Below are 24,474 nucleotides of genomic sequence, written 5' to 3'. Positions count from 1 at the left end.
CCCACCATCAAATCGGCTCGGAACAGGCCGAGCCAGCCTGTCTAAACTTCCGAATCCCATATCACCGTGACATTGCCGCTGTAGGCCTTGGCGCCGGTGTCCAACATTTGCTCGACGCTGCCCTGGCCCACTTCGAAATGCAGCGCCCCCAACCTGCGATCCACATAAAAACCCGGCTGGAACAACTCGGTGCCACTGCCATCGCGCAGCAGCCGCCGACGGTTGACCGGTTGCCCACCGGCGTCCGTCAAGCCGTCGGGCAGGGTCACGCTGACATCCACCGGTACGGCGTGGCCGGTGCCGGTTTCAGAGATCGCGCAGGTGTTGCCGCTGATGTGCTGGCATTCGATGGCCATCTTGAAACGTGAAGAGGCCGAGATATGAAAGCGCTGGTCGCGGAACAGCCGCGTCGGTTTGCGTCCGCTGTTCAACCAGGCTTGCCAGCCTTCCGGGGGCACCAGCTCCACGCGGTTGCCGCCGGGGGGGACTTCGACCTTGAGGGTGTGCTCGACGTCGAGTTTGAAATTGAGGGTGATCACCGAGTCATTTGGAAGCATGACGTCACCCATGTCGAAGTCCTGACCCGGCCCAACGCCATAGGTCACCGAGCCCCGGTATTGGCCGGACGACATCCTCAATGGGTTGGGTGTACGCAGTTCGTAGGCGAAGTCCAAGTGGCGGTAGGACATGCTGGGGATCAAGTAGCTGGCCCTTTTCGCGCACACACCTTCGACGGGGGTCTTCCAGAAGAAGTTATAGATAAGGTGGTTCAAGGTCCCGAAGCCGGTGGATTGACAGGGCGAGGGCGCGTACTTCCAGCTCGAACCGCCCCATAACTTCCTATGAGCGGTTGAGAGGTCTACGCCGCCACCGACCAGTTCAACGACACTGACGGGCAGTTGGTAGCGCGAACCGACACCGGATATGCGGACTTGAACAATTTCAGTTTCGCCCGTCTCGGTATGGGTCACCTGTGCCAGACGCCAAGTGGTCGGCACATCGAACATCGCCCCTTGGCGCGAATCCCCATGATTGGCCTGAATGGGACCGGTCGATTCGAAGACAATGGGCAACTGGAGGCTGAACATTTTTTCCCTGTCGCAGACCGCCGGATACAGCGCGCAATAACCCGAGACCGGGGTGGTATTGAGAAAAGTATTTTCATTGGGTTTCGAGGGATCGGGCCTGAATATTGCGCTGACATCCTTGCTTACGGCATGAGCCATCGATACACAGGCCAACAACATCACCGATACCATGCCTTGCACTGCCACTGGTAACTGCTTCATCTACCCTTCCCTCACATTTGGCTCGGACCGGCCAAGCCATTCCTTTTTAAACTTGCGAATCCCAGATCACCGTCACATCGCCGGAGTAGGTCGTGGCGCCGCTGTCGAGCATCTGTTCGACGCGGCCCTGGCCGACCTCGAAATGCAGCGTTCCCGAGCGCCGGTCCACGTACAAACCCGGCTGGAACAGCTCGGTGCCACTGCCATCGCGCAGCAACCGGCGGCGGTTGACCGGTTGCCCGGCGGCGTCCGTCAGGCCGTCGGGCAGGGTCACGCTGACGTCCACCGGCACGGTATGGCCGGTGCCGGTTTCGGCGATGGCGCAGGTGTTGCCGCTGATGTGGCGGCATTCGAGGGCCATCTTGAAACGCGAAGAGGCGGAGATATGGAAGCGCTGGTCGCGGAACAGCCGTGTGGGTTTGCGGCCGCTGTTGAGCCAGGATTGCCAACCTTCCGGGGGCACCAGTTCGACGCGGTTGCCGCCGGGGGGGACTTCGACCTTGAGGGTGTGTTCGACGTCTAGCTTTAAATTGAACCTGATGACGGAGTCGCTGGGGATCATGACATCACCCATGTCCAGATCCTGTCCTGGGCCAACGGTGTAAGTCACCGTTCCCGTGTATTGGCCGGAGGACATCTTCAAAGGATTAGGGGTGCGCAGTTCGTAGGCAAAGTCCAGGTGGGTGTAACTCATGGCCGGGATCAGATAAAGGGCTGTTTTGGCACACACACCTTCCACCGGAGCCTTCCAAAAAAACTCGTAATCACTGGAAGTGTAATTGCCATGACCGCTGTATTGACAAGGGGCCGGGGCATTTACCCAGGAAGAACCTCTCCATAACATCTTATGAGCGGTTAAATAATCCACGCCTCCACCGACCACAGGGACCACCCCCCCAGGAATTCGGTATCTCGAACCGAGACCGGAAAAGCGAACTTCAACAACTTCAGTTTCTCCCGTGCTGGCATGAGTGACCTGTGCTCTACGCCAACCAGCAGGTACTTTGAACATTGCACCTTGCCGAGCGTCCCCATGACTGGCCTGAATAGGACCGATCGAGTTGGAGGACACGGGTAAGCGAATGCTGAACATTCTGTGTGACTCGCACACAGCCGGATATTTTTCACAGTAGCCACTGATTGGCGTGGTATTGAAAAACGTATTTTCCTGGGGTTTCGAAGGGTCAGGCCTGAATAGCGCGGTAATATCCCGCGTCAAGGCATTGGCCACAGGCACACACGCAAACAGCAACACCGAGACCACGCTGCGCACTGCAACCGATAAGGGTTTCATTGATACAACCTCATACATCAAGACCAATCACTGCAGATAGGGGGTGAGGCATTCACCTGTGGGAGCAAGGCTTGCCCGCGATGCAGGCGCCTCGCTCTTCAGGTGGATTGCGTTATCGTTCATCGCGAGCAAGCTTTGCTCCCACGGTCATGAACGCTGCTTCGTCCCGGCCTCGGCCAGCGTCGTATCGGCCAGGCTGTCCGGCGTGCAGCGCAAGTCACCGATCATCAACACATCGCCTTCGCGGGCAGAGCTGTCCGGGTCGAGGCGGAAGCGGCAGAACAGCTCGTTGCCGTACCGCACTTCCAAGGTTGGGGAGCCGGCATTCATCTCCATGGAGAAGAACCCGTCCACCTCGCTGATGCCGCGGCTGGCGTGGTTGATCACGTGATGGCCCTTGAGCGGCTCTCCCTGCTCATCCAGCAGGCGGCCGAGCACGGTCACGGTTTTCATCACGTTGACCTTGCGGTAATCCACGCCCCCCTTGTTCAAGTGATAACGGGTGCGGGACGGCTCGATGCTCGCCGCCGGTGGATGCACGCCCTCGAAATCGAAGGTCACCATGCTGTTCTTGTAAGCCGTGATCGGCACGAAGTTGCGACCCGGGTGCAAGGTGGTGCTGCCGCCGGTCAAGTCATCGGCCCGCAGGATGATGTCGTCCAGGTCGGTTTCCACGTCGACGATCATGCCGGCGCCGCGGCCATGGGCCAGGCCGGTGAAGGCGGCTTTCTGACCGCCCACCGCCACCGTGCTGCTCAGGTTCAAGCCGCCGGTAAGGTTGTCGTTGTAGGACGAACGCTGGATGAAGCCATCGCCGTACATCGACTCGGTCATGAAACTGGCGATGCCGGACAAGCCCACGCCATAGGTGTCGGCCAGGGCCGTGGCGGAGACGCTTTGCAGCACGTGGTCCTCCAGGTCGCGGCGATAGGACAGCGAGGCATTGTTGTCCCGCGTGCCTTCGCGGGAAGTGCGGGTACCGATGCTGCCCGACCAGTACTCGCCCGGCCCGCCCAAGGCCACGCTGAGGCTCAGATCCACGCCACGATTGCGCCGGTCGTTGGTACTCGACGTGCCAGGGCGGTCGAACACCGACAACCGCCAGTTGGCATCGCTGCCACCCAGCGTGGTGCGTTGGGTCCAGCCCAGGTCCAGGCCGGTGCCCTGGACATTGCCTTCGCTGTAGGCCAACCGACCGTTGATGGAGTTCTTGTTGCTCAAGCGATGATTGACCGACAGCGATGAATTGCTGGTCTGGCCGACGTAGACGTTGCGCTGGCGGATACGGGTGCCGTCCGGCAAGGTCTCGTAGGTGTTGCGGGTGTCGAGCCAACTGCGGTTGTGGCTGGCGACGATGCTGCCTTGGCCGTAGCTGTACAGGCCTTGCAGGTCCATGCCGGTGCCGTACTGCTGGGTCTGGTAGACGTTGGCGTACAGGCTGGTGCTGCTGGCGAGGGTCCAGTCGATCGAGGTGCCCACTTGCAGCTTGTCCTGCACCTGGCGCGTGGAGGCGCCGAGGATCACCCGTGGATGCAGCAGGTAGTTGACGCCGAGCCCCGCGGTGTTGAAACCCGAGGGCTGGTCGTCCCAGTTGCTCCACAGCCGGGTTTCGCGGCCGGCGAACAGGTTGTAGCGCCAGCGGTCTTCGGTACTGCTCCAATTGTTCGGCTTGTAGACCAGCTCCTGGCTGGTGGCGGTGGTTTGCCCGTCTTCGATCAGCCGCACTTCCACTTCATAAATGCCGCCGGGCAACGGGCGGGTGTCCAGGCTCTGCAAGCCGGCGCTGACGGCCTGGGTGTTGATCAGCAGGCCGCTGCGGTAAATCTCCACCGAGGCCTGGCGGCTGGCGGTGACATAAATGGGGTAGACGCTGGGTTTGGGATTGTCGACCAGCAGGCTGTCGGAGCTGCCGTACATCACCCCCAGCGCGGTGTCCGGGTTGGCGCCGAACGAACGGATCTGGCGATTCAAGCCATCGGAACTGGGCGTGAAGTAACCCAGGCGCAAGAAATTGCCTTCCATTTCCCGTTGGGTGTAGAGCTCATGGACGGCGTGGTAGAGCTTGTCGTCCGGCCCGCCGAGACGCGAGAGCTGAAGGTCCAGGGACTGGCTCCAGTTGCCCACGCTGGAACTGGCATTGAGGCCATACCGCCCACCGGTGTCCTGTTTCTGGCCACCGTTGATATTGAGTTGGTTATTGAAGATCAGACCGAGGCTGCCGCCTTCCGGTTGATCGTAGAAACGCTTGATTTCAGTTGCGCGCTCGACATCCTGGGTCAGGATCGACACTAATGAATTCTCGAGGCTGTAGTGCACGGCCAGCAACCCGCCCGTGCAGTTGGTTTCACACGCGCCCAATGCTTGTCCCTGCTTGAGGCGTTGTTCCCATTGTTCGCGATCGACGGCTTTTATCGTGCTGTCTTGCGTGTCGGTGAATTCCAACAAGGTAATACGATCATCCCGCGTCAAGACCACCATGGCCTCACCGAGATACTGTTGATTGAGTTCAATACGAACCGCGAGTGGCACATCGAAGAAGTGGGCTTCAAACTCCGCCGGCAGACCCTTGGCCTGGGACAACAGGCTTCTTGGCGTGGTACCGGGGGCGGTTGGCGCGGCCAATGCTGTCGCGCACAAAAATAGCGCGAGCGCACCTGCGATGGGTGTCATCGGAAACATCAACGGATTCTCATATTCAGCGAGCTATCGGGGCGTTTCAGGTACAGGCCGACCGGCTGGGGAGAACCGGCCGGCCTGCGGCGATGCCCGTGGGCGAGGTGAAACTCACCGGGCAGCGAATGGCCTTACGGGCGCGGCACGGCGTCGAAGACGACGGTCATGTCGGCGGTGTACAGGCCGTTCTGGGTAGCCAGGGGCGTGGCCGCGACGATGGTCATGTCAGCCTGGGTGCCTGGGGTGGAGGTGGCATCGTCCACCACTTCCTGCGGCGTGGCGGTCAGGACGACGCCGTTGAAGGCAGTGGTCAGGGCGATGGAGTTGCTGCCGTTATACAGCGCGGCCGGGCCGCCTTCGATGTAAGCGTTTACCGAGCCTTCGGTGTTCTTCACGTCATAGGTCTGGCGCAACGAAGTCAAGGTGCCGCTGACCGTGTTGTAGCTCATGGTTTCATCTTTACCGAAGTCCGGGTTGCGCGGCTGCACATGGAACTGCTGGGTCGGGATGTTCGCGGTGATGTGGATGGAGGAGCGTGCATCATCGTCAGCGAATGCCAGCGAAGAACCCAGGGCAGCGGCGACCAGGGCAGTACCGGATACGAGTTGTTTGAGCATGTTGTTAACACCTGTTCTTAGCAATAAAGAGAAAAGGTTGAAATGGCAGACCAAGCGCAACTTGGCCCGTCCCTCCAACGCCGTGCATGATCGGCGCTCTTTAACTAAAAAAAAGCAGGCAATTTCCTATAGGCTTGTAGTAAATCGGGCATACGAAAGAGCGAAAAATACGCAATTTTTGATAAAACATAAGTTTGGCTGTAAGAAACAGCCCACATTTTAAGCCTACAACATTTTTATCATTACAAATGTATGCGGCCGCACCCCGCATACATTGGGCATTCATGTAAGGTCACTTCCTGAAACCAAGTAACCCGCCGCAAAAAACAAGATATATCTTAGTTTGCGAAAAATCATTAAATCAAAAGATATATCTTTTATTCAAGGTATATCTGATTGCTATCTATATGCAGAACGGAGACAGCATATGAACGCCCTTTATTCTCATTCCGATTCTTCCTCCAAACGCGAACACGACGGTTTCGAACGACGCCCGACAGGCTCGCGTGGCAGCCGGGCGCCGCGGGTCTTCGCCGCCGGTGATTTGAAAGTGTTGTTGCTGGCGCTGATTGCCGAACAGCCGTGCCATGGCTATGACCTGATCCGTCGGATCGAGCACATGTTCGAGGGCGCCTACAGCCCCAGCCCCGGTGTGATCTACCCGACCCTGACCTTTCTGGAAATGAACGCCATGATCAGTTGCGGCGTCGAAGACGGAAAAAAGTGCTACAGCGTGACCGATGCCGGACGTCTATCTCTTGAGGACCAGGCCGTGGCGCTGGATGAGGTGCGTACGCGCATTGAAATCAGCAAGCGCACGTTGCGCGGCCATGATCGTCCCCCGGAAATCCATGAAGCGGTGTATAACCTGCGCCATGCCCTGCAAAAGCACCATGGCCACTGGAGCCCGGAAGAAATCCGACGGGTGCGCGACCTGCTCGACGCCACCGCCAAAGCCATCGTCGACGGCCCCGACCGTCCCTCTGTCTCGGAGTCAAGCCAATGACCGAAGTCGATCCAAACACCATTCACCGTGTCAGCCACGAGATCAAACGTCGTCGCCTGCAAGTGCTACGGGTCGAGGACCTGACCCCGCGCATGCGCCGCATCACCGTCGGCGGGCCGGAACTGGCCGGGTTCGTCAGCCTGGGCACCGACGATCACGTTAAATTGCTGTTCCCGCAGAACGCCGAGGAACAGGCCGCCCTGGAAAACTTCAGCCCTAGCGCCGGTAAGGCCCAGGGCCCGATGCCCGAGATGCGCGACTACACCCCGCGCCGCTATGACCTGGACACCCTGGAGATGGACATCGATTTCGTGCTCCACGGCGACGGCCCGGCCGCGACCTGGGCGGCCCAGGCGGCACCAGGGCAATACCTCAACATCGCCGGGCCCCGGGGCTCGATGATCGTGCCGGATATCTTCGATAGCTACCTGTTGATCGGCGACGAAACCGCCCTGCCCGCCATCGCCCGCCGCCTAGAAGGCCTGGCGCCCAACCGCCGGGCCCTGGTGGTGGTGGAAGTGGAAAACGGCGCCGAGCAGCAAGTGCTCCAAAGCCCGGCACAGGTGCACGTGATCTGGGTGTTGCGCGAAGGCCGCCAGGACAACCTGCTGCGAACCGTGCAACAGCTGGAAGTGCCCGGTGGCAAGCTGTACGCCTGGGTCGCGACCGAGAGCAAGGTGTCGCGGCAGATTCGCAAGGTGTTGCTGGAGGACAAAGGGTTGGACCAGGACTTTGTGAAGGCGGTGGGGTATTGGAAGCTGGAGGGCAGCGAGGAAGATTGAGGGACGGGCGGTGGCTGAAGTACCCTTCACCCACTGGCTGAACACAACCCTCTTGGGAGCATGGCTTCTGGGAGCATGGCTTCTGGGGGCAAGGCTTCTGTGGGAGCAAGGCTTGCCCGCGATGAGGACGATGTGGTCTCTCAGAAATCGAGTCGCCTGTTTCGCGAGCAAGCTTTGCTCCCACAGGGCCATCGCTGTCCTTTAATGTCTTGATCAACCTTCCACCAGGTACTCCTTCCCATGCTTTTCCTGCTCGCCTACATCAGCAGCGTCGTGCTGATCAACTTCGCGTTTTCCGCCGCGCCGCACCTGGACATCATCTGGTCGGCCTGGGGCGGGCTGGTGTTTATCCTGCGGGACATGGTGCAGACCCGGTTCGGCCATGGCGCCATCGTGGCGATGCTGGTGGCGCTGGTGTTGTCCTATGTCACCTCGGACCCGACCATCGCCCTGGCCAGCGCCACGGCGTTCGCGGTGTCCGAGTGCGTCGACTGGCTGGTGTTCACGATCACCAAGCGTCCGCTCCATGACCGGTTGTGGATCAGTTCGGCCTTGAGCATTCCCCTGGACACGTTCATCTTCTTCGGTCTGATCGATGCCCTGACGCCCGCCGTGGTGATCACCGCCCTGCTCTCGAAATTCGCCGGGGTGACCGCCGTCTGGCTGATCATGGCCTGGCGTCTACGCAAACAGGCCGTCGCCGGCTGACGCGGTTCATGTAAAATGCCGCGCTTTCTCCCCATGGGAAGCTCGCCCGGCGCGCGCCCCGATGATCCGCTCCTGTTTGAGGACCTTCAGATGACCCGTATCGGAACCCCATTGTCGCCCACCGCGACCCGCGTTTTGTTGTGTGGCAGCGGCGAGCTGGGCAAGGAAGTGGTAATCGAACTGCAGCGCCTGGGCGTCGAAGTGATTGCCGTGGATCGCTACGCCAACGCGCCGGCCATGCAAGTGGCCCACCGCAGCCATGTGATCAACATGCTCGACGGCGCCGCCCTGCGTGCGGTGATCGAAGCCGAGAAGCCGCACTTCATCGTGCCGGAAATCGAAGCCATCGCCACCGCCACCCTGGTGGAACTGGAAGCCGAAGGCTTCACCGTGATCCCTACCGCCCGCGCCGCGCAATTGACCATGAACCGCGAAGGCATCCGGCGCCTGGCCGCCGAAGAACTGGGCCTGCCCACATCGCCGTACTTCTTCGCCGACACCGTGGACGACTACCGCAAGGCCGTCGAGACCCTGGGCTTCCCGTGCGTGGTCAAGCCGGTGATGAGTTCCTCGGGCAAGGGCCAGAGCCTGCTGCGCAGTGCCGATGACGTGCAGAAAGCCTGGGACTACGCCCAGGAAGGTGGCCGCGCCGGCAAGGGCCGGGTGATCATCGAAGGATTCATCGATTTCGACTACGAAATCACCTTGCTCACCGTGCGTCACGTGGGCGGCACCACCTTCTGCGCTCCGGTCGGCCACCGTCAGGAAAAAGGCGACTATCAGGAATCCTGGCAGCCCCAGGCCATGAGCCCGAAAGCCCTGGCCGAATCCGAGCGCGTGGCCAAGGCGGTGACCGAGGCCTTGGGTGGTCGCGGCCTGTTTGGCGTCGAGCTGTTCATCAAGGGTGACCAGGTGTGGTTCAGCGAAGTCTCGCCGCGCCCCCATGACACTGGCCTGGTGACGCTGATTTCCCAGGACCTGTCGCAGTTCGCCTTGCACGCCCGCGCCATTCTCGGCCTGCCGATCCCACTGATCCGCCAGTTCGGCCCGTCGGCGTCGGCGGTGATCCTGGTGGAAGGCCAGTCGACCCAGACCGCGTTCGCCAACCTGGGCGCGGCCCTGAGCGAACCGGACACCGCCCTGCGTCTGTTCGGCAAACCGGAAGTCAACGGCCAGCGCCGCCTGGGCGTGGCCCTGGCTCGCGATGAGTCCATCGAAACGGCCCGCGCCAAGGCGACCCGGGCTTCCCAGGCGGTCAAGATCGAGTTGTAAGCAGTATCGCTTGCCTCATGGTGATCTGTGGGAGCAAGGCTTGCCCGCGATGAACGATAACACGGTCCACCTGAAGACCAGGGCGCCAGCATCGCGAGCAAGCTTTGCTCCCACAGTCAACTTGGGGTGACATCGGGCTAAAGAAAAAGGCGACACCCGCAAGGGTGTCGCCTTTTTCATGAGCGCCGGTTTTGCTTAATCCGGCAGTTTGTAGGCAATCACATAATCACCCTGCTGGGTCCCCAGGGAACCATGACCGCCCGCAACGACCAGCACGTATTGCTTGCCGTCCTTGCCAGTGTAGGTCATCGGCGTGGTCTGGGCGCCGGCGGGCAGGCGGCCTTCCCACAGTTGCTTGCCGTTTTTCACGTCGTAGGCGCGCAGGTACTGGTCCAGCGTGCCGCTGAGGAACGCCAGGCCACTGGCGGTGGTGAAGGGGCCACCCAAGCTCGGAACGCCCATGCTCAGCGGGATCGGTACCGGCGAGCTGTCACGCACGGTGCCGTTCTTGTGCTTCCACAGAGTCTTGTTGTTGGTCAGGTCCACGGCCGCGACATAACCCCACGCAGGTGCCTGGCAAGGCAGGCCCATGGGCGAAAGCAGCGCTTCGAGGATTACGCCATACGGCGCGCCTTTGTTTGGCTGCACGCCTTCGGTTTCGCTCTTGCGACCCGGGCCGCCGGCCACTTCCGCCGCTGGCACCAGTTTTGACTTGAACGCCATGTAGCTCGGGTTGACGAAGGCGATCTGGCGCACCGGGTCCACCGAAATGCCGCCCCAGTCGAATACGCCGAAGTTGCCCGGGTAGACGATCGAGCCTTGCAGCGACGGCGGGGTGAACATGCCGTCATAGCGCAACGACTTGAAGTCGATCCGGCACAGCATCTGGTCGAACGGGGTCACGCCCCACATGTCGCGTTCCTCGAGGACCGGCGGCACGAAGTTCAGGTCGGACATCGGTTGGGTCGGCGAGGTGTGATCGCCTTCCACCGCGCCTTGCGGCACCGGGATTTCCTTGATCGGCACGATCGGCTGACCATTGCTACGGTCCAGCACGTAGATGCTGCCCTGCTTGGTCGACGCCAGTACCGCCGGTTTCACGCCGTCAGCGGTCTTCAGGTCCATCAGGGTCGGTTGACCACCAACGTCCATGTCCCACAGGTCGTGGTGGGTGAACTGGAAGTACCAGCGCACCTTGCCGGTGGCAATGTCCAGGGCGGTCAGGCCGGCGGCGTACTTTTCCGATTCCGGGGTCCGAAAGCCACCGAACTGGTCAGGGGTCTGGTTGCCCATCGGCAGGTAGAGCATGCCGAGTTTTTCATCGACGCTGAACATGGACCACATATTCGGCGAGTTGCGGGTGTAGGTCTGGCCTTCGGCAATCGGCGTGGTGTCGTCCGGGTTGCCGCTGTCCCAGTTCCACACCAGCTTGCCGGTGTGCACGTCGTAGGCGCGGATCACACCGCTGGGTTCGTCGGTGGAAACGTTATCGGTGACGTGGCCGCCGATCACCACCAGGTTCTGGGTGACCGCCGGTGGCGAGGTGGAGTAGTAGCCGCCGGCCGTGAAGCCGCCGATGTTGGCGGTCAGGTCGACCTGGCCCTTGTCGCCGAAGTCTTCGCACATCTTGCCGGTGTCGGCGTTGAGGGCGATCAGACGGGTGTCGGCGGTCGGCAGGAAGATCCGTCGTGGGCACACGGTGCTGGCCGGCGTGGTGCTGGCGGTGCCGGTGGGGCTCTGCTCGGCGGAGGCGTACACGGCGTCATCGTGGTAGGTCACGCCACGGCAGGTCATGTGGGCCCAACCCTTGAAGTTTTCCGCTTTTTGCGTGGAAAGCTTCGGATCGAAACGCCAGATTTCCTTGCCAGTTTCAGGCTCCAGGGCAATCACCTGGCTGTGAGGCGTGCACACGTAAAGCATGCCGTTGACCTTCAGCGGGGTGTTTTCCGCAGTGGTTTCACCCGGGTCGTTCGGCCCTGGCAGGTCGCCGGTGCGATAGGTCCAGGCTTGCTTCAGCTTGCTGACGTTCTCGGGGGTGATCTGCGCCAGGGGCGAATAGCGGTCGCCGTGGGCGCTGCGCCCGTAGGAGTTCCAGTCGCCATCCGGCATGGCCGGTGCGGTGTTGGTCATGCCCGGCACGCTGTCGCGGTCCAGTTGGCCCTTGATCTCACCCGGGTTGGTGAACTGGCTGGCGAGCGCGGCGATACCGGCGATGACCACGGCGGCGCCCAATGCGCGGGTACCCATGGTCGAGGCATCGGCGGTCAACAGTGGGCGGCGGAACCACGGCAGCAACATGACGATGCCCAGGGCAAACAGCATCGCCAGGCGCGGCACCAGTTGCCACCAGTCCAGGCCCACTTCCCACAGTGCCCATACGGTGCTGGCGAACAGCACCAGTGCGTACAGGCCCAGCGCCGCGCGACGGGCCATGATCAGCAGCACGCCGGTCAGCGCCAGGCCGATACCGGCCAGCAGGTAATACAGCGAGCCGCCAAGCGTGCTCAGCTTGACTCCCCCGGCCAGCAGGGCCAGGCCCATCAATAGAAGCAGAATGCCGAGCAGGCTCGGTAGCAGACGGCTTCGACTCAAAGCACCCTCAGTGCTCATAGTGTGATTCTCCGTGACGTTTTAAGGAGTCCCGCGCAAGTAGTCACTGTAGATGACGATCTTGAGGGGGCATGGTTCAGTTGAAAAAGGCAAATTGGCTGCCGCGATCCCTTGTGGGAGCGAGCTTGCTCGCGATGGCGGCGTGTCAGTCGGCTTCAATGTTGAATGTGCGATGGCTATCGCGAGCAAGCTCGCCCCCACAGGTGGTCACCGAGACAGCGCTGTCTTTCAGGGCAGGACATTGAGCATTCATCAGATCTTTTCAACAGGAATGAGCTGGACGCAGAGGCTTCAGCACAACAGAAGAAGCGTTTCAGCAGGCGGCGCAAGGATAATGTCCTGATCTCAATAGAGAAAGGGCTTTTGTTGACATGGATCATCTCGGATTCGGTAACAGTGCGCCTGGCTCTAGAGCCCCACGATGAAGGCTATGCTTCCACCACAAGAGCACCTCGGCTAAGGTGCGCGGCTTTACCCTTTTTCGCGCGAAGGCCTCCCATGACCGAACCCAACAACAACCCGCTGCACGGCGTGACGCTGGAACAGATCCTCAACGCCCTCGTGCAGCACTATGAATGGTCGGGCCTGGCTGAACGCATCGATATCCGCTGCTTCAAAAGCGACCCGAGCATCAAGTCGAGCCTGACCTTCTTGCGCAAGACGCCTTGGGCGCGGGAGAAGGTCGAGCGCCTGTACATCAAGTTGATGCGCACCAAACGGCCGGTCTGAGCCGCCGTGGGAATTGATAGAGGTCCTCGCCTCACCCTGCGCCAGCGCTTCGTGTCGGTGACGGCGCTGCTGGCTTGGGCGGGGTTGAGCATCCAGTTGTATCTGATCCTGCTGGGTCGTTGGGAGCTGGGCGCGAGCCTGCTGGGCGGGTTGGTGAGTTTCTTCAGTTTCTTCACGGTGCTGACCAACCTGTGGGTGGCGGTGGTCCTGACCTGGGAACTGACCCCTCGCCCATCCCCGGCCCGCCGCTGGTTCCTGCAGCCCAGCGTACGCAGCGGCGTCGCCGTGAGCATCGCCCTGGTCAGCCTGGCCTACAACCTGCTGCTGCGCCACCTCTGGCAACCCGAAGGCTGGCAGTTCGTGGCCGACGAATTACTGCATGACGTGGTGCCCTTGCTGTACATCGCCTATTGGTGGCGGTGGGTGCCCAAAGGCAGTTTGCGCCTGGGCCACATCGGGCTGTGGATGGTTTATCCCTTGGCCTATTTCGCCTATGTTTTGCTGCGGGGAGATTTACTGGCGGCCTACCCCTACCCTTTTATTGATGTGGCGAGCCTGGGTTATCCACAGGTGTTCATCAATGCCGGGGGGATATTGGTGGGGTTTGTCGGGATTGCGTTGGGGGTGGTGGGGGTGGATCGGTGGGCATCTTTGAAATAGAGGCCTATGCAGAGCATATAGCTGTGTGAGCCGAACCTGTGGGAGCCGAACCTGTGGGAGCAAGGCTTCTGTGGGAGCAAGGCTTGCCCGCGATAAGGACGATGCGGTCTCTCAGAAATCGAGTGGCCTGCATCGCGAGCAAGCTTTGCTCCCACAGATAGGTGTCCCACAGATATGTGGGACACAGGGTTTGTGTTCACAAGTGGACATCACCGCCTAGCCGGCAACATCCACACCAGCCCACTGGCCTTGGCCCGTTCATGACACAGCGCCAAAACCCCGCGCCGCTCCTCGTTGTCCATCCGACTCCACCGGGTGATTTCCGCCACGGTGCGCTGGCAGCCGGTGCAGATGTCGTCATCATCCAGCGCGCAGATGTTCACGCAGGGCGAAGGCACCGGCCGTTCAGGGGCGCTCATGGTTCCTGCTCGGCCAGGTCGCGGGCATAGCGCTGGGAATTGTGCACATAGTGCGCCGCGCTGGCCACGAGCATGTTCTTCTGGGCTTCGGTCAATTCACGCACCACCTTGCCGGGGGAGCCCATCACCAGCGAGCCGTCGGGAATCTCCTTGTTTTCACCGATCAGCGCGTTGGCGCCGATGATGCAGTGCTTGCCGATCTTCGCGCCATTGAGGATCACCGCGTTGATGCCGATGAGGCTGTAATCGCCCACCGTACAGCCATGGAGCATGGCGTTGTGGCCGATGGTCACGCCAGTGCCGATGGTCAGTGGATACCCCATGTCGGTGTGCATCACCGTGCCGTCCTGCACATTGCTGTCCTTGCCGATCAGGATCAGTTCGTTGTCGCCGCGCAGCACGGCGTTGAACCAGACATTGGCACCCTCTTCGAGGCGGACCTTGCCCACCAGCGTGGCGTTGGGCGCGACCCAGCTCTGTGGGTGGGTTTCGACACGGGCATCGCCCAGGCGATATTTCATGAGGATCCTCGGGTATCAGGTATTGATGTAGCTTTTGGGCGGCGTGTGCAGGTCGATGCCGGCGTCGTACAGCAGGTTGACCAACTCGACGATCATGATCGCCGTCAGCCCCCAGATCTTGTACCCCTCGAAACGATAGCTGGGCACGTACCAACTGCGGCCCTGGTAATCGATCCGGTGGGTGTGTTCGCGCGGATCCTTGCGGAAAAACTCCAGCGGCACGCTGAACACCGCCGCGATCTCGGCATCGTTGGCCTGGTATTCGACGTAGTCCGGAATCACCCCGACATACGGCGTGACCTTGATGCCATGGAGCGAGATCAACGGGCTGAGGGGGCCGATCACTTCCACCAGGCCGGGCGGCAGGCCGATTTCTTCCTCGGCTTCGCGCAGGGCGGTGAAGATCAGATCCGGATCTTCCGGGTCGCGACGCCCGCCGGGAAACGCCACTTCGCCGCCATGGGTCGAGAGCCCACTGGCGCGCAGGGTCAGTACCAGCTCCGGTTCATCGCTGCGGGTGATCGGCAGCAGCACCGCGGCTTCAGGGAAACGTTGGTCGGTCTGCAGATCGTGCGGGGTATGGTTGCTTACTCGATGCAGTAGCTCGTCCAGCATGAGACTTCTCGATTTATTCGCTACCTTGCATCATGCACCAATCGTTCAAGCGGCCCAACCCCCGCACCGCGTCGTGTCGCGAAACGACAACTTGCCGACACCGGCCCGCGCACGCCAAGATAGGCGCAGCATTCAGGAACCCAAGCATGAAATTCTGCAGCCAGTGCGGTAACCCGGTGACCCAGCGCATACCCGAAGGCGACTCGCGCCTGCGCTTTGTCTGCGACACGTGCCACGCCATCCATTACCAGAACCCCAACATCGTGGCCGGTTGCGTACCGACCTGGGGCAGCAAAGTCCTGCTGTGCCGGCGCGCCATCGAGCCGCGGCGCGGTTACTGGACCCTGCCGGCGGGCTTCATGGAGAACGGCGAGACCATCGAACAGGCCGCCGTGCGCGAAACCGCCGAAGAGGCCTGCGCCCGGGTGCGAAACTTGAGCATCTATACGCTGATTGACGTACCGCACATCAGCCAGGTACATGTATTCTTCCGCGCCGAACTGGTGGACGAGGATTTCGCCGCCGGGCCCGAGAGCCTGGAAGTGAAGTTGTTCGAAGAAGCGGACATTCCCTGGGACGAGCTGGCTTTCCGTACGGTGGGCCGCACCCTGGAATATTTCTACGCGGACCGACGCAGCGAGGACTACCCTGTGCGTTGCGAATCGATCCCGCCACTGGCTCAGCCTGCCAATACATAAAAAATTAATATAGCCGCGACACCTCTAGGGATACCGTTTCAATGCGCTGGTTGCTTGTCCTGTTCTGCTTGTCGTTCACCGCTGTGTGCCAGGCCGCCGCCGTGGGTACCTACAACGGCAAGGTCATCGAAAAAGTGCTGGTGCTCAAGTCCGCCCATCAATTGCAATTGATCAACGACGGCAAGCCGCTCAAGACCTATCGCATCTCCCTGGGCAAGGGCGCCAAAAAAGGCCCCAAGCTGATAGAAGGCGACAAGCGTACCCCCGAAGGTTTTTATTGGCTGGACTGGCGCAAGACCAGCGACCGCTTCTACCTGTCGATGCACATTTCCTACCCCAACATCAGCGACGCCGCCCGCGCCCGCCGCGAAGGTGTGGAGCCAGGGGGCATGATCATGATCCACGGCACACCGGATTCGGAAGAGAACCCTGAGCAGTTGTTCCATACGCTGGACTGGACCGACGGCTGCATCGCCATGCGCAACGTGGACATGCGCGAAGTCTGGAACCTGGTGCCGGATGGGACGATGATCGAAATCCGTCCGTAGCCCCCGACCACACATGAGATCCCTGTGGCGAGGGGATTTATCCCCGCTGGGCTGCGAAGCGGCCCCCAAATCAGGCAACTCGGTGTGCCAGGAAGATTGAGTTCAATGCTTTAGGACTGCTGCGCAGCCCAACGGGGATAAATCCCCTCGCCACAGGGGGCTCTGTGCTCACTGGTATTTTTGTGACACCCAAAGGCCAGAACTCCCACTTCCTGTTACAAGTCCCCGGAAGCGCAACGCCCCCCTCCCCCAGCCTTGATCTACCCTCAGAACTGATGCGGTGGCTCGACGCCCCGCAGAATCCAACGTGAGATGTGTCACGTCGAAGCATAGGCAGTCATGACGTATGTGATTCGACGGGCTTCACCGTTCAGATAAGGCATCAAATCATGACAACCCATAACAACTTCATACGGGTAACTGCTGTCGCGGCAGTGGTGTTCGCAGGTATGTGGCAACCGGGCGCAGACGCGTGGGGAGCCGATGGAAAAGAGGAGCCGTGGTATACCGCCTGGCTTCAGGTCGCGGCGGATTCGAGCGTGGATATCCGCAAGACCACGCCCTGGTTGCGCTGGCGTACCGACATGGACACGCTCTACCGGGGCGATACGACGGGTCAGGGCCTCAGTGCCTTCACCCAGGGGCTGTTGCCCAAAGCCGATGGCACTCCCGTGGAGCAATGGGGGTACGACTGGATCACCCACGCGAGCGGAAGCGCAGGGACGGTGTTCAGCAGCGCAACCCGCAATCAACTGATCGCCCAGCACTACGCCAGCGAGTGGGTGTACGAGTTCAGGGCCCCCCACGGAATCGATCAGGTGCAATCGGGGGGGCCCTTTCCCGGTGAGGAGGAAATCAGCTACCCGGGCGGGGTCAAGGCGCACTTTATCAAGCAGGCCTGCAAGGCACACAATCTTGCCGATTGCAGGACGAACCCAAACTACCGGGAGCCCACCGGCCACGAGACGATGCGGGAGGTCGCGGTGATGGCCATCGACTGGAACCGGCTGACGCCTCGAGAGGGTTTGGCATGGGTAAAGTCCCAGGAATCCCTTTGGGCCGTCGGCTCTACGAAGGTCAACCCCGTGCAGGGCGCGGATGCGCTGACCAATGGGTTACGGGGCTTGAACTCTTTGCCACCGAACTTGAGATTCGCGATGTATCAGGAGGATCATCTGGCGCAATCGATCGTTGTGGCATTTCGCGACTATAGCGAAGCCAAGCTCTGGGCCACCCAGGAAGCCTCGAACGGCGGCTGGGTCTATGAAGTCAGGCCCAACAGCGTGGCGGTGGATTTGTCGGTACGTAACGCGGGTTCCCGTGAAGGCGCCTTCGCGTTCATCGGCGGTATCAAGGGAGGCTTGTTGATGAACGCCCGGCGTTTCGAGAAAGGCGTGAGTGAACCGGTCGAGTGCATTGGCATAGAGAAAGAAGTTTGCCGGCGCGAAAACATCCACCAATAGTTTTCCAGCCTCGCGGTGCAGTCAGGTTGGTTGATGCTGTTTACTCAAGGCTCGTGTGAACCATTGTGGCGAGGGAGCTTGCTCCTTCGCCACAGGATCGGTGTTCTGCCGGTTTTTTTGTGTTCGTCTTTCGATTTATCGCGAGCAAGCTCGCTCCCACAGTGGGTTTGTGTGGACCACAGGATTTGTGATCGACACCAGTCCCTTGTGGGAGCGAGCTTGCTCGCGATGAGGCCAGCAAACCCAATATCCATGTGACTGAACCACCGCCATCGCGAGCAAGCTCGCTCCCACATTGGATTTTCAGCCGCCACAACACTCATATACGCCGCAAACACCTTGTGGGAGCGGGCTTGCTCGCGAAGAGGCCAGTACATTCAACATCCTCGTTGGCTGTTATGCCGCCTTCGCGAGCAAGCCCGCTCCCACAGGGGAATCGGAGTACGACTGGGAGAGCCAGGTCGGCTGTCAGGCCGCCTCGCGAGCAAGCTTTGCTCCCACAGATCTGACGGGTGTACGACTGGGTGAGCCAGGTCGGCTATCAGGCCGCCTCGTGGTGGGGTGGACGTTGATCTCAGCGCCCCGTTAACCACGCTGGCCGAACGCAGGCATTGCGCAGTGGGCATCCCGGCATGGATGCCGGGTTAGCCGCGCTGGGCCATGGATGGCCCTTCGCGGCGGGCCCACGGAGCAATGCCGGAGTGAGGGCACACCGAGCCTAAGCGAGGTGCCAAGTGGTGGGGCAGAAGCGCTTTGGTTACTTTCGACTGGGCCGGCTTCCGGGCTTTTCGAAAGTGACCCGCCGTCAGGGCGGAACCCTAAGTGGCCATTACCGAAGAAACGGATATACACACCGCCCAAAAAACAAACTACTAAAAATAAATATCAAATTTCAAACCCCCGCCCCATGCATACCACTGACCTCTAAAAACGCTGTAATTCAACACCCCACCTCCACCACCCTAATACCACTTAAAAAACAACCCTTAGAAACCCCCATAAAACACTAGCCAACCCCAAAAAAGCACCGTTGACATGGTATTCAAGTGGTATTAGCTTCCACCCCAATCACCGAGCGACAACGCCCACAAAAACCGCATCGGACAAACAAATGAACAACATCCTGACCCTGCGCCCCGACGACACCCAACCCACCCCGCTCTACCTGCAACTGGCCCGCAACCTGGAAGCCGCCATCCACGCCGGCCAGTGGAAAGCCGAGCAAGCGATGCCGTCCGAACGCAGCCTGAGCGAGCAACTGGGCATTTCCCGGGTCACCGCCCGCAAAGCGCTGGAAGTGCTGTTCGAACAAGGCCTGATCCGCCGCAACCAAGGCTCGGGAACGTTCATCACCCCGCGCCTCGAACAACCGCTCTCGCGCCTTAGCGGCTTCAGCGAAATGCTCCGCCTCAAAGGCTTCGTGCCCGGCTCCCAATGGCTGGAGAGAGAAATCACCCCGCCAACCCACGAAGAACTGATTCGCCTGGGCCTGTCGCCCACGGACAAAGTCGCCCGGCTCAAACGGCTGCGCAAGGCCGACGACACGGTCATGGCCATCGAGATGAGCACCCTGCCCGCGTCGATCATTCCCAAGCCACAGGCGGTAGGCGATTCGCTGTATGAATTCCTCGACGGCATCGGCAAACCGGTGGTGCGCGCCCTGCAACACATCCAGGCCATCAACGCCTCGGACGAGTTCGCCGCCCTGGTGGGCATCGCCCCCGGCACCGCGATGCTGCTGATGACCCGGGTCGGCTACCTGGAAGACAACACGCCCATCGAAGTCACCGACACCTATTGCCGCAACGACTACTACGACTTTGTCGCAGAGTTGCGACGCTAGACGATCAGAGAATCCCAATGTCCGAAGACAACATCCTCACCGCCAACGGCTGGATACGCGGCCGCCTGGTCCATGAACACGGCACGGTCGTGTCTATCGACGGCCAACCCTGCGACCCGACGAACAACGATCTGCCCTACCTGCTGCCCGGCTTCATCGACCTGCATGTGCACGGCGGTGGCGGCAAGGACATCATGGAAGGCGCGCCGGCGTTCGAAACCATTGCCCGCACCCATGTGCGCTTCGGCACCACGGCGCTGCTCGCCACCACCATGACCGCGCCGAGCGAAGAAATCGCCAGCGTGCTCAAGGCCCTCGGTGAGTTTTGCGAACAGCGGCCCAGCGGCAGCGCACGCGTGTTGGGGGTGCATTTGGAAGGTCCCTATATCAACCCCGGCAAACTCGGCGCCCAACCGAACTTCGCCCACACCGCGTTGATGGCCGAAGTGGAGACCTACCTGGGCCTGGCACCGATCCGGGTGATCACTATCGCGCCGGAGATCGCCGGGCACGACGCTTTGATTTGCGCCCTCAGCGCCCGGGGCGTGCGCATGCAGATCGGCCATACCCTGGGCAGTTACGAAGAAGGCGTCGCGGCACTCGCCGCCGGGGCCAGCAGTTTCACCCATTTGTATAACGCCATGAGCCCGCTGCATCACCGCGAACCGGGCATCGTCGGCGCGGCGCTGGCCCATGCGCAATATGCCGAGCTGATCCCGGATCTGCTGCACGTGCACCCCGGGGCCATGCGCGTGGCCTTGCGTTCGATCCCGTGCCTGTATTGCGTCACCGACTCCACCGCCGCCGCCGGCATGCCCGACGGCGAATACAAGCTGGGCAGCCACACCGTCACCAAATGCCTGGGCGGGGTGCGCCTGGCCGACGGAACGCTGGCCGGCAGCACCCTGACCATGGACCAAGCCCTGCGCAACCTGGTGAAAATCGGCCTGCCCCTCGACGAAGCCTCGCAACGCCTGTCGCAATTCCCCGCCGACTACCTCGGCCTGCCCGAGCGCGGACGCCTGCAACCCGGCGCCTGGGCCGACTGTGTGCGCCTTGACCGAGCCCTGAACCTGACCGACGTGATGGTCGAAGGAGAAGCCATTGACTTCCAAAATGCTTGAAGAGGCCCTGAGCTCGTGCGACGCCGTCGAGCGCCAATTGCAGCGATTGGACCCGGCCCTGCAGGAAATTGCCGGGCGCCTGCGCCGTCAGCCGCCGCAAGTGGCGATGACCGTGGCCCGTGGCAGCTCCGACCACGCCGCCAGCTACTTCGCCTACCTGACCATGCAACAACTGGGTTTGCCGGTGGCCTCATTGCCGATGTCGGTCGTGACCATGCAACAGGCGCCGCTGAAGGTCAGCGGCCAGGTGGCGTTCGCGTTCTCCCAATCGGGGCAAAGCCCGGACCTGGTGAACAGCCTGCGTCTGTTGCGCAAGCGTGGCGCGTTGAGTGTGGCGATGGTCAACGCAGAGGATTCTCCGCTGGAGGCAGCCTGTGAATTCAGCGTGCCCTTGTGCGCCGGCATCGAAAGCAGTGTCGCCGCCACCAAGAGCTTCATCGCCACCCTCAGCGCCAGCGCGCGCCTGGTAGCCCATTGGAAAGACGATGCCGAGTTGCTTGAAGCCGGCACCGCGCTGCCCGCAGGCCTGCGCGATGCCGCGAGCCAGGATTGGAGCGCCGCGGTCGAAGCCCTGCGCGACTGTCAGCGCTTGATGGTCATCGGCCGTGGCGCCGGGTTCTCCATCGCTCAGGAAGCGGCGCTCAAATTCAAGGAGACCTCGGCGATCCAGGCCGAAGCCTTCAGCAGCGCCGAGGTCCGCCACGGACCGATGGCGTTGATCGACGAGCATTACCCGCTGCTGGTGTTCGCCCCCCGCGGTGCCGAGCAGGCCGGCGTGTTGAGCCTGGCCGCCGACATGCGCCAGCGCGGCGCTCGGGTGCTGCTGGCCGCGCCCGATGACATCGCCGAGCGTGACCTGACGCTGATCCGCGCCGAACACCCGGCCCTGGACCCGATCCTGGCGATCCAGAGTTTTTACCGGATGGCCGCCAGCCTGGCCGAGGCCCGAGGCCTGGACCCGGACCAGCCACGGCACTTGAGCAAGGTCACCCGGACCCACTGAACCGACGGCTTTCTTTTAATAGAAGGCCAATGAGATTTCGAAGAGAGCGAGCCCATGTCCAACAACAATAAAGAGCTGACCCTCAGCGCCCCGCTCAGCGGGCCGGTGCTCACCCTCGCCAACGTCCCGGACGCGGTGTTCGCCAGCGGCGCCATGGGCGACGGGATCGCCATCGATCCGCTGAACGACACCCTCTACGCCCCCTGTGACGGCGAGGTGATCCATGTCGCTCGCACCGGCCACGCCGTGACCTTGCGGGCCGACAACGGCGCCGAACTGCTCCTGCACCTGGGGCTGGACACCGTCGAGTTGCAGGGCGACGGGTTTTCCATGCTGGTCAAGGAAGGCGCGCGGGTCAGCAACGGCCAGGCGCTGCTGCGTTATGACCTGGACAGCGTGGCGCAGCGCTGCAAAAGCCTGGTCAGCCTGCTGATCATCACCAATGGCGAGCACTTCCTGGCTCGGCCCATTACCCTCAAAGGGGTCAAGGTCGGCGAACCATTACTGCACATCGTCGCCAAGACACCGGGTGAAACACGCGACGATGAGCCGGACATCGGCATTGAAGTGTTCGGCCAGGTCCGTATCGCCCATCGAGGCGGCCTGCACGCGCGGCCGGCGGCCTTGGTTCGCCAGACCGCCCAAGGCTTCAAGAGTCGCTCGCACCTGCACTTCAGCGGTCGAGCGGCGTCCTGCGACAGTGTGATGGGCATGATGGGCCTGGCGATCACCGAACAGGCCGAAGTGCACGTCAGTTGCCGTGGCAGCGATGCCGAAGCGGCGTTGCAAGCGCTGCTGACCACCCTGTCCACCGCCCTGGCCGAAGAGGCCCACGCCGAAGCGCCGCCGGCCAAGGCACCCAGCCGTAGCGCCGAAGACGGTGTGCTGCTCGGCGTATGCGCCGCGCCCGGCCTGGTGAGCGGACCGCTGGTTCGCTTGCAAGGCATTCAGTTGCCCGAGGATGGCGGGGGTCACGACGTCACCGAACAACGGCAACGGCTGCGCGATGCCTTGGCGCACGTCAGTCGCGAGATCCAGTTGACCCTGGAAAACGCCAAGGCCCGACGTCACGTCGATGAGCAAGCGATCTTCAGTGCCCACCTGGCGTTGCTGGAAGACCCGGTCCTGCTGGACGCCGCTGACCTGTCGATCGAGCAAGGTTGCGCCGCGCCCCACGCCTGGAGTCGCTCCATCGACGTGCAGTGCCAAGTGCTGCGGCAACTGCAAAGCACGCTGCTGGCCGAGCGCGCCAATGATCTGCACGACTTGCGCCAGCGGGTCCTGCGGGTGCTGTTGGGGGAAGCCTGGCAATTCGACGTACCGGCGGGCGCCATTGTCGTCGCGCAGGAGCTGACCCCGTCGGACCTGTTGCAACTCAGTGCCCAGGGCGTGGCCGGTGTGTGCATGGCCGAGGGCGGCGCGACGTCCCACGTAGCGATCCTCGCCCGTGGCAAAGGCCTGCCCTGCCTGGTGGCGTTGGGCGAGGCACTTCTTGCACTGGCGCCGGGGCAATCGGTGGTGCTGGACGCTGACGGTGGCCGCCTCGAACTCAAGCCAACCGCCGAGCGCCTGGCGCAGGTGCAGCAAGCACAGACCCGACGCGCAGCCCTGCGCACCCAGCAACAGACCCTCGCCCACACGCCGGCGCGAACCGTCGATGGGGTGGAGGTTGAAGTCGCCGCCAACGTAGCCTCCAGCGCCGAAGCCAATCTGGCCTTCGCCAACGGCGCCGATGGCGTTGGCTTGTTGCGAACCGAATTCCTCTTCGTCGACCGCCACACCGCCCCCGACGAAGAAGAGCAACGCCAGGCCTATCAGGCCGTGCTCGATGCCATGGGCGACAGGCCGGTGATCATCCGCACCATCGACGTCGGCGGCGACAAACAACTGGACTACCTGCCGCTGCCGGCTGAAGCCAACCCGGTGCTCGGCCTGCGAGGCATTCGCCTGGCCCAGGTGCGCCCGGAACTGCTGGATCAACAACTGCGGGCCCTGTTGCAAATCCGCCCGCTGCAGCGCTGCCGGATCTTGTTGCCAATGGTCACCGAGGTCGACGAACTGCTGCACATCCGCCAGCGGCTCGATGCCTTGGGCGCCGAACTCGGCCTCAGCGAACGCCCGCAATTGGGGGTGATGATCGAAGTACCCGCCGCCGCCCTGCTGGCCGAACAATTGGCCGAGCACGCGGACTTCCTGTCCATCGGCACCAACGACCTGTCCCAGTACACCCTCGCCATGGACCGCGACCACGCCGGTCTCGCCGCCCGGGTCGATGCCCTGCACCCGGCGCTGTTGCGGCTGATCGCCCAGACCTGCGCCGGCGCGGCGAAGCACGGGCGCTGGGTCGGGGTATGTGGAGCCCTGGCCTCCGATCCCTTGGCGACGCCAGTGCTGGTGGGCCTGGGGGTGCGCGAGCTGTCGGTCAGCCCGCCCCAGATTGGCGAGATCAAGGCGCGCGTGCGCCAGCTCGACACCGTCAAGTGCGCGTGCCTGAGCGCCGAATTGCTGAACCTGGCCAGTGCCGCCGCCGTGCGCCAGGCCTGTCATCAACACTGGCCCCTGGGCTGAGCCCCGTCGAACAACAATAAAAGGAGAGACGC

At 61.9% G+C, this 24,474-nt stretch carries 21 protein-coding genes; 13 read left to right on the top strand and 8 right to left on the bottom strand.

All coding sequences use genetic code 11. The annotated features are described in order from the left end of the window. Positions 1-41: 41 nt before the first annotated feature. From AC3A5O_RS05360 to AC3A5O_RS05345, 4 genes are all read right to left on the bottom strand, one after another. A complete protein-coding gene (locus AC3A5O_RS05360; RefSeq protein WP_305468298.1) occupies positions 42-1,289 on the bottom strand; it encodes a hypothetical protein in 1,248 nt (415 codons plus the stop codon). A 46-nt stretch (positions 1,290-1,335) separates the two neighbouring features. Then, a complete protein-coding gene (locus AC3A5O_RS05355; RefSeq protein ID WP_487752918.1) occupies positions 1,336-2,583 on the bottom strand; it encodes a hypothetical protein in 1,248 nt (415 codons plus the stop codon). A 147-nt stretch (positions 2,584-2,730) separates the two neighbouring features. Next, on the bottom strand, positions 2,731-5,262 hold the full coding sequence (locus tag AC3A5O_RS05350; protein ID WP_487752917.1) for a CS1-pili formation C-terminal domain-containing protein: 2,532 nt from the start codon (positions 5,260-5,262) through the stop codon (positions 2,731-2,733). Between the two features lie 125 nt (positions 5,263-5,387). Next, positions 5,388-5,873, bottom strand: a complete 486-nt coding sequence (locus AC3A5O_RS05345; protein ID WP_305482232.1) for a CS1 type fimbrial major subunit — start codon at positions 5,871-5,873, stop codon at positions 5,388-5,390. A 427-nt stretch (positions 5,874-6,300) separates the two neighbouring features. Between AC3A5O_RS05345 and AC3A5O_RS05340 the strand changes: the two genes are divergently transcribed. The 4 genes from AC3A5O_RS05340 to purT all read left to right on the top strand — a co-directional run bounded on the left by AC3A5O_RS05340 (position 6,301) and on the right by purT (position 9,641). Then, a complete protein-coding gene (locus AC3A5O_RS05340) occupies positions 6,301-6,879 on the top strand; it encodes a helix-turn-helix transcriptional regulator (protein WP_305468302.1) in 579 nt (192 codons plus the stop codon). Then, entirely contained in the window at positions 6,876-7,661 is a 786-nt protein-coding gene (locus AC3A5O_RS05335; protein ID WP_305468303.1) for a siderophore-interacting protein, read from the top strand. Before AC3A5O_RS05340 ends, AC3A5O_RS05335 begins: the two co-directional genes overlap by 4 nt. Before the next feature lie 240 nt (positions 7,662-7,901). Next, positions 7,902-8,369 (top strand): preQ0 transporter, encoded by a 468-nt coding sequence (locus tag AC3A5O_RS05330; RefSeq protein WP_305468304.1) that lies wholly within the window; start codon positions 7,902-7,904, stop codon positions 8,367-8,369. A 90-nt stretch (positions 8,370-8,459) separates the two neighbouring features. After that, positions 8,460-9,641 (top strand): formate-dependent phosphoribosylglycinamide formyltransferase, encoded by a 1,182-nt coding sequence (gene purT, locus AC3A5O_RS05325; RefSeq protein WP_305468305.1) that lies wholly within the window; start codon positions 8,460-8,462, stop codon positions 9,639-9,641. 195 nt (positions 9,642-9,836) lie between these two features. Here the strand turns inward: purT and AC3A5O_RS05320 are convergent, their stop codons facing one another. Beyond that, positions 9,837-12,251 (bottom strand): glucose/quinate/shikimate family membrane-bound PQQ-dependent dehydrogenase, encoded by a 2,415-nt coding sequence (locus AC3A5O_RS05320; RefSeq protein WP_305468307.1) that lies wholly within the window; start codon positions 12,249-12,251, stop codon positions 9,837-9,839. A 498-nt stretch (positions 12,252-12,749) separates the two neighbouring features. Here AC3A5O_RS05320 and AC3A5O_RS05315 point away from each other — a divergent pair, with 498 nt between their 5' ends. Together AC3A5O_RS05315 and AC3A5O_RS05310 are read left to right on the top strand one after the other, a co-directional pair. Beyond that, positions 12,750-12,980 carry a VF530 family protein gene (locus tag AC3A5O_RS05315; RefSeq protein ID WP_003205228.1) on the top strand — a complete coding sequence of 77 codons (231 nt, stop codon included), beginning with the start codon at positions 12,750-12,752 and terminating at the stop codon, positions 12,978-12,980. Between the two features lie 6 nt (positions 12,981-12,986). Next, on the top strand, positions 12,987-13,640 hold the full coding sequence (locus AC3A5O_RS05310) for a Pr6Pr family membrane protein (RefSeq protein ID WP_122567145.1): 654 nt from the start codon (positions 12,987-12,989) through the stop codon (positions 13,638-13,640). Positions 13,641-13,849: 209 nt separating this feature from the next. On the opposite strand, the gene AC3A5O_RS05305 is transcribed toward AC3A5O_RS05310, so the two are convergent. Genes AC3A5O_RS05305 through AC3A5O_RS05295 form a run of 3 tightly spaced genes read right to left on the bottom strand, consistent with a single transcriptional unit; the run spans position 13,850 to position 15,195 of the window. After that, positions 13,850-14,059 carry a DUF1289 domain-containing protein gene (locus AC3A5O_RS05305; protein ID WP_018603343.1) on the bottom strand — a complete coding sequence of 70 codons (210 nt, stop codon included), beginning with the start codon at positions 14,057-14,059 and terminating at the stop codon, positions 13,850-13,852. After that, positions 14,056-14,580 carry a gamma carbonic anhydrase family protein gene (locus AC3A5O_RS05300; RefSeq protein WP_060740825.1) on the bottom strand — a complete coding sequence of 175 codons (525 nt, stop codon included), beginning with the start codon at positions 14,578-14,580 and terminating at the stop codon, positions 14,056-14,058. Before AC3A5O_RS05300 ends, AC3A5O_RS05305 begins: the two co-directional genes overlap by 4 nt. A 15-nt stretch (positions 14,581-14,595) precedes the next feature. After that, positions 14,596-15,195: a CoA pyrophosphatase gene (locus AC3A5O_RS05295; protein ID WP_487752916.1), complete on the bottom strand. Its 600-nt coding sequence runs from the start codon at positions 15,193-15,195 to the stop codon at positions 14,596-14,598. Positions 15,196-15,341: 146 nt separating this feature from the next. Between AC3A5O_RS05295 and AC3A5O_RS05290 the strand changes: the two genes are divergently transcribed. The 7 genes from AC3A5O_RS05290 to ptsP all read left to right on the top strand — a co-directional run bounded on the left by AC3A5O_RS05290 (position 15,342) and on the right by ptsP (position 24,442). Next, the gene (locus AC3A5O_RS05290) at positions 15,342-15,893 is read left to right on the top strand and encodes an NUDIX hydrolase (RefSeq protein ID WP_122567147.1); all 552 of its coding nucleotides are present in this window, start codon (positions 15,342-15,344) and stop codon (positions 15,891-15,893) included. A gap of 41 nt (positions 15,894-15,934) precedes the next feature. Beyond that, positions 15,935-16,441, top strand: a complete 507-nt coding sequence (locus AC3A5O_RS05285; RefSeq protein WP_305468312.1) for a L,D-transpeptidase family protein — start codon at positions 15,935-15,937, stop codon at positions 16,439-16,441. 671 nt (positions 16,442-17,112) lie between these two features. After that, entirely contained in the window at positions 17,113-17,904 is a 792-nt protein-coding gene (locus AC3A5O_RS05280) for a scabin-related ADP-ribosyltransferase (protein ID WP_436278739.1), read from the top strand. Positions 17,905-19,015: 1,111 nt separating this feature from the next. Continuing rightward, complete coding sequence (locus tag AC3A5O_RS05275; RefSeq protein WP_053124812.1) at positions 19,016-19,747, top strand: GntR family transcriptional regulator; 732 nt, start codon at positions 19,016-19,018, stop codon at positions 19,745-19,747. A gap of 17 nt (positions 19,748-19,764) precedes the next feature. Further along, positions 19,765-20,871, top strand: coding sequence for an N-acetylglucosamine-6-phosphate deacetylase (gene nagA / locus AC3A5O_RS05270; RefSeq protein ID WP_487752915.1), 1,107 nt, complete (start codon positions 19,765-19,767; stop codon positions 20,869-20,871). Further along, a complete protein-coding gene (locus tag AC3A5O_RS05265; protein ID WP_487752914.1) occupies positions 20,852-21,874 on the top strand; it encodes an SIS domain-containing protein in 1,023 nt (340 codons plus the stop codon). The genes nagA and AC3A5O_RS05265 overlap by 20 nt, the downstream gene beginning before the upstream one ends. A gap of 54 nt (positions 21,875-21,928) precedes the next feature. After that, entirely contained in the window at positions 21,929-24,442 is a 2,514-nt protein-coding gene (gene ptsP, locus AC3A5O_RS05260; RefSeq protein WP_487752913.1) for a phosphoenolpyruvate--protein phosphotransferase, read from the top strand. Positions 24,443-24,474: the final 32 nt, after the last annotated feature.

The organism is Pseudomonas sp. Soil_N_39, from assembly GCF_057655955.1.
Note: the sequence above shows the minus strand (reverse complement) of the source record. Positions and strands in the feature narration are given on the sequence as shown.